The 12,292-nt window shown below is 42.4% G+C and carries 11 protein-coding genes, 5 tRNA genes and 2 rRNA genes; 13 read left to right on the top strand and 5 right to left on the bottom strand.

Annotated elements, in window-relative coordinates; genetic code table 11:
• The 4 genes from BMZ22_RS12985 to BMZ22_RS12970 all read left to right on the top strand — a co-directional run.
• Positions 1–255: ribosomal RNA gene (locus tag BMZ22_RS12985) — 23S ribosomal RNA — on the top strand; the annotation flags it as partial.
• A gap of 134 nt (positions 256–389) precedes the next feature.
• Positions 390–505: ribosomal RNA gene (gene rrf, locus BMZ22_RS12980) — 5S ribosomal RNA — on the top strand.
• A gap of 118 nt (positions 506–623) precedes the next feature.
• A tRNA-Asn gene (locus tag BMZ22_RS12975) sits at positions 624–698 on the top strand.
• A gap of 7 nt (positions 699–705) precedes the next feature.
• Positions 706–778, top strand: a tRNA-Thr gene (locus BMZ22_RS12970).
• Between the two features lie 445 nt (positions 779–1,223).
• Here the strand turns inward: BMZ22_RS12970 and BMZ22_RS12965 are convergent.
• The 3 genes from BMZ22_RS12965 to BMZ22_RS12955 all read right to left on the bottom strand — a co-directional run bounded on the left by BMZ22_RS12965 (position 1,224) and on the right by BMZ22_RS12955 (position 4,322).
• A complete protein-coding gene (locus BMZ22_RS12965; protein ID WP_090086264.1) occupies positions 1,224–1,490 on the bottom strand; it encodes a hypothetical protein in 267 nt (88 codons plus the stop codon).
• Positions 1,491–1,765: 275 nt separating this feature from the next.
• A complete protein-coding gene (locus BMZ22_RS12960) occupies positions 1,766–3,478 on the bottom strand; it encodes a GMC family oxidoreductase (protein WP_090086296.1) in 1,713 nt (570 codons plus the stop codon).
• A 91-nt stretch (positions 3,479–3,569) separates the two neighbouring features.
• Positions 3,570–4,322: a gluconate 2-dehydrogenase subunit 3 family protein gene (locus BMZ22_RS12955; protein ID WP_090086262.1), complete on the bottom strand. Its 753-nt coding sequence runs from the start codon at positions 4,320–4,322 to the stop codon at positions 3,570–3,572.
• A gap of 298 nt (positions 4,323–4,620) precedes the next feature.
• On the opposite strand from BMZ22_RS12955, the gene tatA reads away from it, so the two are divergent.
• Complete coding sequence (gene tatA, locus BMZ22_RS12950; RefSeq protein WP_090086260.1) at positions 4,621–4,833, top strand: twin-arginine translocase TatA/TatE family subunit; 213 nt, start codon at positions 4,621–4,623, stop codon at positions 4,831–4,833.
• A 142-nt stretch (positions 4,834–4,975) separates the two neighbouring features.
• Here tatA and BMZ22_RS12945 read toward each other — a convergent pair whose 3' ends face one another.
• Positions 4,976–7,066: a catalase gene (locus BMZ22_RS12945; RefSeq protein WP_090086258.1), complete on the bottom strand. Its 2,091-nt coding sequence runs from the start codon at positions 7,064–7,066 to the stop codon at positions 4,976–4,978.
• A 233-nt stretch (positions 7,067–7,299) separates the two neighbouring features.
• On the opposite strand from BMZ22_RS12945, the gene BMZ22_RS12940 reads away from it, so the two are divergent.
• The 5 genes from BMZ22_RS12940 to BMZ22_RS17145 all read left to right on the top strand — a co-directional run bounded on the left by BMZ22_RS12940 (position 7,300) and on the right by BMZ22_RS17145 (position 11,103).
• Positions 7,300–8,370, top strand: a complete 1,071-nt coding sequence (locus BMZ22_RS12940; protein ID WP_090086256.1) for a flagellin N-terminal helical domain-containing protein — start codon at positions 7,300–7,302, stop codon at positions 8,368–8,370.
• A gap of 679 nt (positions 8,371–9,049) precedes the next feature.
• On the top strand, positions 9,050–9,313 hold the full coding sequence (locus BMZ22_RS12935; protein ID WP_090086254.1) for a hypothetical protein: 264 nt from the start codon (positions 9,050–9,052) through the stop codon (positions 9,311–9,313).
• A 57-nt stretch (positions 9,314–9,370) separates the two neighbouring features.
• Positions 9,371–10,216, top strand: coding sequence for a hypothetical protein (locus BMZ22_RS12930; RefSeq protein ID WP_090086252.1), 846 nt, complete (start codon positions 9,371–9,373; stop codon positions 10,214–10,216).
• Positions 10,217–10,271: 55 nt separating this feature from the next.
• Complete coding sequence (locus BMZ22_RS12925) at positions 10,272–10,862, top strand: Uma2 family endonuclease (RefSeq protein WP_090086250.1); 591 nt, start codon at positions 10,272–10,274, stop codon at positions 10,860–10,862.
• Positions 10,863–10,935: 73 nt separating this feature from the next.
• On the top strand, positions 10,936–11,103 hold the full coding sequence (locus BMZ22_RS17145) for a hypothetical protein (RefSeq protein WP_218144058.1): 168 nt from the start codon (positions 10,936–10,938) through the stop codon (positions 11,101–11,103).
• Here the strand turns inward: BMZ22_RS17145 and BMZ22_RS12920 are convergent.
• Positions 11,100–11,828, bottom strand: a complete 729-nt coding sequence (locus tag BMZ22_RS12920) for a YwaF family protein (RefSeq protein ID WP_090086248.1) — start codon at positions 11,826–11,828, stop codon at positions 11,100–11,102. The two genes, BMZ22_RS17145 and BMZ22_RS12920, sit on opposite strands and share 4 nt — an antisense overlap.
• 165 nt (positions 11,829–11,993) lie before the next feature.
• On the opposite strand from BMZ22_RS12920, the gene BMZ22_RS12915 reads away from it, so the two are divergent.
• The 3 genes from BMZ22_RS12915 (at position 11,994) to BMZ22_RS12905 (ending at position 12,287) form a co-directional block, all read left to right on the top strand.
• Positions 11,994–12,068 (top strand) — tRNA-Glu (locus tag BMZ22_RS12915).
• 2 nt (positions 12,069–12,070) lie between these two features.
• Positions 12,071–12,146, top strand: a tRNA-Val gene (locus BMZ22_RS12910).
• Between the two features lie 65 nt (positions 12,147–12,211).
• Positions 12,212–12,287, top strand: a tRNA-Thr gene (locus BMZ22_RS12905).
• Positions 12,288–12,292 lie beyond the last annotated feature (5 nt).

Below are 12,292 nucleotides of genomic sequence, written 5' to 3'. Positions count from 1 at the left end.
CTGTCCTTAGTACGAGAGGACCGGGATGGACACACCGCTGGTGTACCAGTTGTTCCGCCAGGAGCACAGCTGGGTAGCTACGTGTGGCAAGGATAAGTGCTGAAAGCATCTAAGCATGAAGCCCCCCTCAAGATGAAACTTCCCATCACGTTAAGTGAGTAAGATCCCTCAGAGACGATGAGGTTGATAGGTCCGAGGTGGAAGCGTGGCGACACGTGGAGCTGACGGATACTAATCGATCGAGGACTTAACTAACCCACAACCACGTTGAATGTCGACTAACGCTCTTATTTAGTTTTCAGGGTGCAAACTCTAAAAAATTCACAAGGAAGTTCGGTTAAAATCGTTCACATCCTGTGAACAACACCGAACGACCTAAGTTGTGCAAGTCTGGTAGCGATAGCGGAGAGGTCACACCTGTTCCCATGCCGAACACAGTAGTTAAGCTCTCCAGCGCCGATGGTAGTTGGGGTCTGACCCCTGCAAGAGTAGGACGCCGCCAGGCATTTTACTATATTTTTTGCTTTTAAGCTTAATAACAGCACGTCTATCTGAATCAAGAAGGCTTGCAACACGCTGATGATAACTGGTATAGTGATAATACCTTACATATTTTAACCTATTCCACAGTAGCTCAGTGGTAGAGCGGTCGGCTGTTAACCGATTAGTCGCAGGTTCGAATCCTGCCTGTGGAGCCATTTTTATGCTTCCATAGCTCAGTCGGTAGAGCGCTTCCATGGTAAGGAAGAGGTCGCCGGTTCGAGTCCGGCTGGAAGCTCTTCTCGCAAAAGGCTTTTGCCAAATTTAGGGCAAGAGCTTTTTTAAATTCTTCTAAACAAACTTCTAACATGCGTTTACACGCACACCAAGACGCTTAACTTGTCTGCTTTTTCATTCGTTGTCGGCGTTTTTCTTCCTTTATAATAGGTCGCCCAATCGGCTCAAAACCCGTTTCTCAATACTTCCTGTAATTCCTTATCCATTCATAAAAGTTATCTCGATTACGAATACCGATATGTTCATTTGAGGTATGACAATAAAACTCAAGACATAAATAGATTACGATCATAATAAACGTATGAAGAAAAAATTAACTGGCAAAAGTCCGGTCCAATACCGTAACCTCACCAGTCAATTAGCTGCATAATATATACTCTAACTTTTGTAGCACCTCGGACTCCAAGGGGGACAGTCCCCCGACCGGGGACTGTCCCCCCAAACCATTAATCTTCACTCTCTGTTTCTTCGTCCTTTTCTAGATGATTTTCCGGTATGTCGTCTTCCATATGCATATCCTCATCGAGTTCCTTACCAAAGTCATCATTCATTTCATTTTCAGTGGGTTCAATGTCTATACCGTTATACTCTTCCTGATTTATTGGTGTTTCATTCTCGACCGGGGTTTGTTCTTCGGCTGTACCGCCACAAGCCGTAACAAGTGATAATGCTAAAATAGGGGCACCTAATTTGGATAGAATTTTCGTCGTCATCTACAATCCTCCTCGTCTTGTCATAGCTAACTTCTTCAAGATAGCCTAACCATTTTTTATGAAGTCATACGAAAAGAATCGCTTTTAAGATGTTTTTTCACTTATGTATTGGTAAAATAATCTATACGTAAGCATTTTTCTTTTAAAAAGAAAAAGCGCTCTACCACGCACTTTTCGAACCAAAAGCACATTCCTCTTTGAAAGGTCAATGTGCTTTTATTGGATGGTCATAAAAAGGCTAAAGCCGAACAAGACAGCTCCCTAATTCTGCTCTCTCATACAAGCGATCCGCCATTTTTACTGTAGTCGATGATTCCTTCTGATGCTCGATAAGCAAGTGCTCCTAACGTTTCAGTCGCATTGTAACCACTTTGATGGGGGTATGCTGAGCCACCGACGACAAACACATTATCCGCTTCCCACATTTGTAGATAAGAATTGACAGCTGACGTTTCAGGATCTGCTCCCATGATGACACCGCCTGTATTATGTGTCGCTTTGTATTCTGTTATGTCATAATGTTCCATTGATTCATTCTCAGAGACATGCGTTGCTCCCATTTCCTGCATGATTTTCTTCGTTTGTTCATTCAGGAAGTGACCTCGTTTTCGATCAGAATCCGAATAATCGAACGTCATCCGAATAAGTGGATAACCGTGTATATCTTTGTATGTCGGATCTAAATCCAAATAATTATTCACATGCGGCAAACATGCGCCATACGTATAAACATTGATTGACCGGTTAAAGTATTTAATCGACTGTTCTTTAAATTCTTTTCCCCATTTTGGTGTGCCAGGTGGAACTTGATTGTTAGCAATTGGTCTTTTTGCATATTGTCCCATGAGTATGTTACCACCGTGCAGGAAGTCAAGATCTGTATGATCAAAGTTATCTGCATTAAAATTATCTATTGTCGCAGCCAGCCCGCCCGAGCCCATGGCAAGGTTAAACTTCTTATCATCGAAAAACCCGTCCGTACCTACGATCACTTGGTAACAGTAATTCTTTCCGACCGTCCCCCGTTGTGTTTCGGGATTATATGGCGTGCCAAGTTCTGAAGCGAGCAACAAGCGTGTATTATTAAACGTATAACTTGTTAGTGCAACAACTTCTGCCGGTTGTTCAAATCGCTCACCTGTACGCCTGTCCACATACAGAACGCCTGTTGCTTTTTCCCCGTCATGCAACACTTCGATTACTTCAGAATTAGGGCGAAGTTCAAAGTTCCCGGTAGCTTCCGCGGTTGGAATAACCGTTACGTTTGGACTCGCTTTTGCCCCGTACTCACAGCCGAACCGTTCGCAAAACCCATTATATTGACAAGCGGCTAACTGCTGGCCATCTGGATTTTCATAAGGCTGAGAGTTATTAGCTGCAGGCATGACAAACGGATCCAGTCCCATATTTGACGTTGTTTCTATAAATAGATCCATCGCTGGCGTGCTTTTCATTGCCGGATTTGGAAAGGGCTCCGAGCGTTCTCCACGAAGCGGGGTCTCGTCAGCCGAAATACCAGCCATCTTCTCAAATTTTACATAGTATGGCTCGATTTCGTCATAGGTGATTCCCCAATCCTGGATAGTTAATCCATCAGGTATTTTGTTCTCCCCGTATTTTTCAATTGTGTTTGATCTGATTTCAAAATCATAGGGTGAATAGCGATCTGTCAGCCCATTCCAATGCGTGCCGGCACCCCCAACACCCTCACCTAACAGAAAAGACCCGAATTGACGCATTGGTAGCGCCCGTTGATTGCGATTATTTCTGAATGTTAGTGTTTGTCTGGATAAATCCTGCCCATTTTCATATCGCAGTGCATAACGGAGCTCATCATGTTTCATCGAAAAATCTTCAGTTCTGCGATTTCTGCCACGCTCTAATCCGACAACTTTTAATCCTGCTTTACTGCACTCAGCAGCTATAATACCACCTGTCCAACCTACACCTACTGTTACAACATCTGTTTTAGGAAGTTTCGTAACCATAACCATTATACACTCCTTTTTCAACTATTCACGTCTTGCAGCCCCGATGGCACGGTCCTATTTATTCCGCAGTTCAAACACGTCCGTTTAATTATGTGTTAAATGTATCATGCAAGCTTGCTGGTTCAATCTCAATAAAGTCTTCGGATTTAATTTGATCTGTATAACTCAACTGCACACCTGGATATTCTTTCATTCGCCAGCCTTGCATATCTTTATTTCCACCATAAAGCGGATCTGCATAAGCTCCCTCAAAAGTCAACGTACGTAAAAGCTCAAAGAAGAGGCTGGAGGAAATAACAGACATATTCACTTCATTATCATCAAAAGCCATTAGCACCTCATCTTGCTGTTCGGCTTCTAATTCTGTAAATCTTTGATTAAAGGTCGATTGACTATACTTTTCCAGTGCTTCAATTCCTAAATCGAAAACTTCATGATACTTTAATTGCGATTGATAACCTTGATTCGGCTCCCCTTTATAGAAAGGTCCTTGCCTGTACTCTCTCGCGTTGATTCCCCACAATCCTGCCAGTTGATGGTCAATATAGTAAGGCACGCCTAACCCAATCGCACCCGGTCCATTCTCATCTTCGGGAAAAATTCGCTCCGTTGCTTGCGACAATATATCGAAATTCGCTCGATTCTTGAAGTATTGTAATGCCTGATCATGCTGTTGTGTTCCCTCGGTTGCAACGTCAGAATCCGTTTCTTTGTTCCAAAGTTCACTCCCGATGACGCCGCCTAAAACACTGCCACCAATCAAACCACCCGTTACATAACCGGATTTTTTAAGAAAATCCCTCCGCGTAGTTGCTTTATTTTTTTCCTTTTTTTCAGCCATCTTTTAACCCTCCTGTAAAGTAAAATAGTTATCGTAACGAAAATGAATATTACCATCGTTAACCATTTAAAAAAAATTAAACATCACTTGTCGAATTATGTTGAGCAGGCGACACACGACTAGGTCTACATTTATAGTCTGACAGGGATGCTTCGAAATTGAGTGAATACAATCGAGCGCTGTGGGGGAGACTAATATACCAGAATGACACTTTCGGGTTGAAAAATCAGCGATTGGCAGGCAGGTTAAAAGATTAACAAGAAAAGGACACATAACTTTCGGAATCGGAGGTGGGAGCATGGGGCTTTCAACAATTGGTATTCCCGGTTTAATTCTAATTCTCCTATTAGCACTAATCATTTTCGGGCCAAGAAAGTTACCCGAGATTGGCAGTGCATTTGGACAGACCCTTCGCGAATTTAAAAAATCAACAAACGCCATCATGGACGACGAAGAAGTACCAACAGAAACCAGGGACAAAGGGACAGATTCCTCATACCGGAAAAAGTAGTTAAAGGGACGGCAGAGAGGACGGTAAACGCTTGATCCAATTAGGGTGGAGCGTTTTTTGTGTTGAAATACTATATTTCGGTTTTCCTAACCAAATAAAAACAGAGACATAAGTATGCTTATGTCCCTGTCATACCTTTCTATTAAGTCCGGTTCCAGAAACGTTGCTGAGCAATGGCTTTTACGAAATCATCGGCAAAGTTTTGGTTATTGGCGGCAAAGATAACGCCTGCCAGATTATTCGCATTTGAGGATTGAATGTATTCGCTGCCGGTTGTTGCTACGCCGATGGGTTTATAGCGTTTATAAGCATCATTGACGAAATCGAGCATGTTTTGAGTGAATTTAGCTTTATTCTCAGCTCTTCCGCCTACCACATACAATGAGTCATACAGAACAGGATAGGTTGTTTTAAATGTTTCATTCACTTCAATTTTCATGCCGTCTGATCCGGTAATGGTTCCGAGTTTTTCGCTGACAATTTCCATAAATACTCCGCAATGATGCAGGTGATCGAGCGTTCGTTTGACTTCTTCACTGTTGAAACCGTCATCGATGAGCACGCCGACCTTCTGAGTCGCGGCATAATGCGGTGTGTTTGCCTGGCTGATCGATGGTGAGCTCTTTGTCACATCTACATTTGTGCCTTTTGGCGGTTCGACGCCGATATTATCGGCAATGGTGCACGCCATTTCACGATCGACGTTTGCCCACATCTCCACATTTTGCTGTCGGACGGACTTACTTTTGACATAACCGAGATGAAAAATGAATGTATCAGTCAGGTCCTGCTTTTCGACTTGGGATAAGCTGTTCCAGAAAAGCCGGGCTTGTGTGAAGAAATCAAAGAATGACGCGCCAGGTCGGTCCCGTGTAATATGCCCTTCGACGTCACCGGGATAGGCCGTGTAGCCGCCTTCTTCAGGCGAGGCTTCTGCCGGTGTGTTGCCTGCTAAAGAATTTTCATGGTAATGGACCGAATCAACATCAATCCGGTGTCTCAGATAGCTTTGCCGCAGATTATAGTTTTTCTCGACAATTGGCTTGTTAACCGGAAGATTTTCAAAGTTGGCCGAGTGGTGGCGGTGCAGTTCAGTGTCCCGGTATGCCATGGCCCTTGGCTGCAAAACAGGATCATTGGTGAAATCGATGCCGGGGACGACGTTTGCTGGGTCAAAAGCTGACTGTTCCTCTTCGGCAAAAAAGTTGTCAACGAGCCGATTCAACGTCATTTTACCAATCACTTGAACAGGGACTTCTTCCTCGGGCCATAATTTTGTATCATCGAGCACATCAATGTGAAACTTATGTTCATCTTCCTCGCTGACCATCTGTACGCCCAGTTCATATTCCGGATAAAAGCCTTTCTCAATCGCTTCAATAATATCCCGCCGGTGGAAATCCGGATCGACACCCCCGATAATATTTGCTTCATCAAGCAGCAGTGAATGCACACCAAGTTTAGGAATCCATTTAAACCGTACAAACGTTGATTTGCCGTTTTCATTTATAAAACGGAATGTATTGATTGGCCAGCCTGCCATCATGCGCCAGCTTCTCGGACGTCCCCGCATGGACATCAGCCACATCACCATATGCGCCGACTCCTGATTATTGGCAACATAGTCCCAGAAATTATCATGCGCAACGGTCGCTTGCGGCACATGGGTGACCGGGTTTGGTTTGGCAGCATGGGTGACGTCCATAAATTTCATGCCGTCTGCGAGGATAAACACAGGAAATTGAAGCGCCAGCATATCGTAGTTCCCTTCCTGCGTGTAAAACTTAACGGCGAATCCGCGAATATCAACCGCCGTATCCTTCGACCCCCGATTGCCGATGAAGTTGGAAAACCGGCAAAATACCGGCGTTTTGCGACCGGGCTCCTGCAAAAAATGCATGCGCGTCACGTGCCGCATTGACTTGTAAGCTTCAAAATCACCATACACACCAAACCCTCGGGCATGCACAACTTTTTCCGGAATGCGCTCCCGGTTGAAATGCGTCTGTTTTTTATAAAAGTGGAAATCCTGCAACAAACCGGGCCCGCGCCTTCCAGCCCTTAAACTCCACCGATCGTTGGAAACTCTCGTGCCTGCATCCGTCGTCATTTTCTTGCCCGGACCGGTATTTTGTTCACGGTATTGATCAAGCTGCTCCTGTTTAGGATTGTGGCCGCGTTCATTTTGCTCGTTTGCGGATTTATTCTCATCTTTGTGTTCGTTCTCGTCCATGGAATCACCCATCCTTATCGATAGAAATTTTGCTCCACTGCTATCTATATTTTCGAGAGGGCAAAATTATTCAATATTTTCAAGCGGGCGAAGAAAATCTTTGCGAAAAAACTTAAACAATCGATGAAGCTGCCGATATAAAGGTTAAGATCATCATGGAAGATGATCATACACTAGCATTTCACAAGGACAGGTCTTGCTAGTAAAACAAAAAACACGGAGGTAGATCGATTATGCAAATTAATCACAACATTGCGGCGCTGAATACGCAAAATCAGCTGGCGCAGAACAACAAGGCGACACAAGGAAACCTGGAAAAGCTTTCCTCAGGGCTTCGCATCAACAAAGCAGGCGACGACGCAGCAGGCCTGGCAATTTCCGAAAAAATGCGCGGACAGATTCGCGGGTTGGAAATGGCCGAGAAGAACGCGCAGGACGCCATCTCAATGACCCAGACGGCAGAAGGGGCTTTGAATGAATCACACGCTATCCTGCAGCGTATGAATGAACTGGCCGTTCAAAGCGCGAACGATTCAAATACGCAGCAAGAACGCGACGCACTACAAAATGAAATTGACCAATTAACTGAGGAGTTAAGTCGCATATCTGAAGAGACACAGTTTAACGGAAAAAACTTGATAAATGGCGATTTAAGTGGCGAAGGTGAATTAACTTTTCATATTGGTGCTAATGAAGGGCAAAATATATCAGTTGGAATTGATGATATGAGTGCCGAGGCACTGGGCGTGAGTGGCTTAACAGAACTTGAATCTGCTCAAGAAGATATCGAAATTGATGGTGAGTCTTTTACTGAAGAAACTGTCTATAAAAATGGTGACGATATAGTGGCCGTGGAGGTTGACGATGGTGGTAACACTGCCGTATATAACATAAATGATGTTACAGCTCAAAGTAATGGTGACACTCCTGAAACTTTCACTATCAAAGCTAAAGAGGGCGCTGAAGCTTTGGAAGCAAAAGAAGATGGTACCTATGAGGTTGGAATCAACATTTCCACTCAAGAAACAGCTGACTCAGCAATTGAAACAATCCAAACAGCAATTGATAATGTTTCTGCCCAGCGCTCAGAAATCGGCGCGGTCCAAAATCGTCTTGATCACACAATTAACAACCTTAGCACATCTGCAGAAAACTTAACTGCTGCAGAATCACGTATCCGTGACGTTGACATGGCGTCAGAAATGATGGAGTTCACAAAGAACAATATCCTTTCACAAGCGGCACAAAGCATGTTGGCTCAAGCCCAGCAAAGACCTCAAGGAGTTTTACAGCTTCTTCAGTAATTTGATGGGAAAGGGCGTCTGATCTGGTAACAGATTAGAGCATAACTGGGTGAATTGCTGGAACTTCCTAAAGTGTTTTGTACCACAACGCAGCTGGAAACAGCAGACGTGACGGTCCAAAAAACAAAACAATGAAGACAATGGATAATCAGCAGCCAAGCGCCTGTGGTGAAAACCTGGCGAAGGTTCAACGACTAGAATGCACTGCCTAACAGTTAAACTTAAGGCAATGAGATTCGTAGGGTGGCAATAGCCATTCGAAGTGCCCAGCCCCTTTTGGAAGTGCCTGTCACTTCCCGGTTTTTGTCGAATGACAAACCGAAAACAAAGGGTGAAGATATAGTCTATTCTATGATCGAAAGACATAGCGGCGAAGCAAGCCAACCAACAACCACAAGGCGTATTGCAGTTGTTGCAATAGTTATAACGTAAAAAGACCCAATCTTACTTTGGGTCTTTTTACGTTAATTTTAAATTTAAAATTGGCAGTGACACATAGTAAGGTAGAAAGCAAAGTAATTGAGAGAAATCTAAAGAAATTCGCTATTACTTAGCAGGGGTTGCCCTCATCTCAGAGAGAAGGTTTCCACAGTCTCTTTCCCGCTATGCCTGGCTCTATGACTTATTAGACAAAGTAGTTTATTATAGAGGCAGAATAAAAACAGTTAGAGGTGATGATATGCCAAATAATTTTGATATTCACATAATAAAGGATGCAAACATTTTCGAACTAGAAATTTTTAGCCATAATAAGCCTTTAGATTTTCCTTCAGTTAATACTGGATATACTTCTGTAGTAGAAATTAATAAAAAAATAAGAGATTATTTTAGTTCATCCAGTTGTGGAGAGCTGTGTTATAATTTACGTATTAATGGTTATAGGGAATTATTTTTTGAAATTAAAAATTTAATGGATAGAGTAAGTAATTTTTTCTCATGCTAGGGAGTTTTTTGTAAGCAAAATATAAAAGAATGAAAAACTGGAAAATGGGGAGTAGCCTTGGGTAAATTGAAACTTATGTATAACGGAATTAACGTTTTAACAATAAAAATGAAGCAACCTTCTGTGCGTTATCAAGATGCAAATGGAGAATTAGATATTATGATCGATGCAGCAAAGAATAGTCTATTTGATGACGTATATTTGCAAACAGAATGTGGAAAAATGCCATTTCCCTTAAAAATGAACGCAGTATCTTGGCATGGTTTTTATTTTAGAAAAAATGGAGAAATTAAAGCACCTTTACTCAACTTCAAAAGGGAAGGAATTGGTAAACAAAAAAGGATTGCTATACCAGTACGTCATAACGGTACTATTAATCAAAATGATCTATTTGCTTTCCCTATTCTAAGCCTTTATATTCCAAACAATCTTGGTTATAGAATTAACAAAGATCTATCATTTAACAACAATGAAGATGAAATGATAAAAATCGACAAAGGACTCAGAAATGCTAGAGTCGATTTATTTGTATTGCCAAAAGGTATAACTGCAGAGGATTTTATGTCAAAATATGTTATCTCGTTAAATTATCTATTGTTTGATATTACGATGTTTGACCGTTCTAAAAATGGAGAATTCATACCCCTTCAGGCTAAGCCAAAAATACTTTTTGCCTCGTTGGAGGATCATCAAGTGTTAATTAGAATAATATACAATGATTATTTTCGGGAATATGAATTAAATAATAAGTATGGGTTATTAATACACGATCCAAATAATACTATTGATATGTTGTTAAATAGATTATTTGGTTATGAGGAAAACGAAAAAATTAAGATGGAACTATTTAGGGAAATGCATAATAATAACGTTGAAGAAGTCAGAAAGAAACAGTTGAAATGAGGTTCCTTACAGCCTTCTGCTAGACTAAAAACGAAGATAAAAGGTGGGGATATACATGACCCATAAAAAATATCCCGATAAAGCCAAAGAGCCACCAATGACTTATGATCAGTATGCCGATCTTCCGGATGATGGTATGCGTTATGAGCTGGCTGACGGTGTGTTGCAGGCTATATCTCCTTCTCCGCATCCGGTGCATCAATTGCTGAGTCAGTATTTATCTAAGCTGCTGATTCAAAGCTGCCAAAACGATTATATAACATTGATTGCGCCGATTGATGTGATACTGTCTGAGCATGAAGTCAGGCAGCCTGATCTCGTTATGATTCATAAAACAAGGCTTAAGATTGTAACTGGTAAAGGGGTTGAAGGCAGCCCTGATTTAGCCGTCGAGGTACTGTCGCCATCGTCTGTTAAGCGTGACCGCATGGAAAAAATGGAAACGTATGCTAAATATGGTATAGCTGAATATTGGCTGGTCGACCCGGTGCAGAAGGCGCTTGAGCAGTATACATTAAATGGGAAGCACTATGACTTAAAAGAAATTTACCAGGAAGATGAAACAGTCACATCTCCTCGCGTTCAATGCGTTTCCTTTTCAATGAACGATATATTGTCTGACATTCCCGATTTGCCAAATGCCTGAGTAACCTGTGAAACTAAACAAAGAGAAAGGTCTAATAACGGAAACAAGTCTGTAACGAGAGGAAGAATCGACATTGCAAGCTTTCTCAATCCTTATCATACTCGCCATTGTTGTTACGATTATGGAAGTGTTTGTGGCGATATTTCTAGTCAAAAAACATGGCATGAGCGTATGGCGCACACTTTACACTTCGTTACCGGTGGTTGTGATCGTCTGGGTAGTCGCTTTTATATACACTTAGCGCTTAGGTGATTTGCGCGTGAAAAAACGATAGGCCAAGAATTGCACCGCAAAGACGACAAATGCAAGCACACATAAATTGATATAATACCAGACGCCGCTACCGAGCAGGTCAAGCGGTGTATTCGCCGTTGGTGTATGCGCTAAATATAAATAGTTGGATCCCAACAGCGGGTTAACCAGAAAGCCGATAACCGCAGCATAAACTAACAACAAACCATATGTTTTCAGGAACGATTTAAATGAGATCGTTACGCCGCTTGTAACGACTAAAAATAGACTCGTCCACGAAATCACAGTATGATGAATGAAAAATTTTATATAACGGTAGTGCGGCAGGTCATATGGCAACTCAGGGGTGAGCAATGCCAGAAACGCGGGGACAAGCCCGATGAAAAACGTTATCTGGATCAGCATTTTATTATGCGTGATGAGAGCAATAGCGCCGGTTATTCCGGCTATGCCGCAAAGGTGGAGAAAGATATGATCTGCCAAACTCCAGATGCCGTTAAGTGCGGTATAGGTCTGATAACTAACTTCGGATAATATCAGCAGGCTAAACAAACTCCAGCGGATGATGCTGTAAGCCAACGTGTTACCTGTGATCTTTTTGGAAAATATGAGAAACACGACTATTCCGGCAAAATAAATGAATAACGCAGCTAAATGACTTGCACCGAACGCCGTAAACGGTTCGCCATGCTCTTCAAGGAAAATACGCTCCATTGTTTTATCCCCCCGTTGATTGAAGGTTAACTTCAGTATAAAATGAAAAAACGAAATTGGGAATAAAAATTTTCCTTTACCTCTTTACAAAGAGGGGTAAGCTGTATATAATAAAATTTGTCGGTTTTCGCTATGTTTTTTCGAAACATGGTACACGCCCTTTATGGCCCGTTGGTCAAGCGGTTAAGACACCGCCCTTTCACGGCGGTAACACGGGTTCGAGTCCCGTACGGGTCACCATTGGAGGATTAGCTCAGTTGGGAGAGCACCTGCCTTACAAGCAGGGGGTCGCTGGTTCGAGCCCAGCATCCTCCACCATTTCAACGGAATAACTTCCACACATCGAAAATGAACATGCCACTAAAACAATAATTTATATTTTTGCCGGTCTAGCTCAATTGGTAGAGCAACTGACTTGTAATCAGTAGGTTGGGGGTTCAAGTCCTCTGGCCGGCACCATTTAT

The organism is Lentibacillus persicus, from assembly GCF_900112705.1.
GTDB classification, from domain to species: domain Bacteria; phylum Bacillota; class Bacilli; order Bacillales; family Amphibacillaceae; genus Lentibacillus; species Lentibacillus persicus.
The sequence above is the reverse complement of the archived record's forward strand: the minus strand, read 5'-3'. Positions and strand labels throughout refer to the sequence as shown.

Excerpts from the sequence above, each read along its gene's own strand:
- BMZ22_RS12965 (WP_090086264.1), bottom strand. The coding sequence starts at position 1,490 with ATGACGACGAAAATTCTATCCAAATTAGGTGCCCCTATTTTAGCATTA.
- BMZ22_RS12960 (WP_090086296.1), bottom strand. The coding sequence starts at position 3,478 with ATGGTTACGAAACTTCCTAAAACAGATGTTGTAACAGTAGGTGTAGGT.
- BMZ22_RS12955 (WP_090086262.1), bottom strand. The coding sequence starts at position 4,322 with ATGGCTGAAAAAAAGGAAAAAAATAAAGCAACTACGCGGAGGGATTTT.
- tatA (WP_090086260.1), top strand. The coding sequence starts at position 4,621 with ATGGGGCTTTCAACAATTGGTATTCCCGGTTTAATTCTAATTCTCCTA.
- BMZ22_RS12945 (WP_090086258.1), bottom strand. The coding sequence starts at position 7,066 with ATGGACGAGAACGAACACAAAGATGAGAATAAATCCGCAAACGAGCAA.
- BMZ22_RS12940 (WP_090086256.1), top strand. The coding sequence starts at position 7,300 with ATGCAAATTAATCACAACATTGCGGCGCTGAATACGCAAAATCAGCTG.
- BMZ22_RS12935 (WP_090086254.1), top strand. The coding sequence starts at position 9,050 with ATGCCAAATAATTTTGATATTCACATAATAAAGGATGCAAACATTTTC.
- BMZ22_RS12925 (WP_090086250.1), top strand. The coding sequence starts at position 10,272 with ATGACCCATAAAAAATATCCCGATAAAGCCAAAGAGCCACCAATGACT.
- BMZ22_RS12920 (WP_090086248.1), bottom strand. The coding sequence starts at position 11,828 with ATGGAGCGTATTTTCCTTGAAGAGCATGGCGAACCGTTTACGGCGTTC.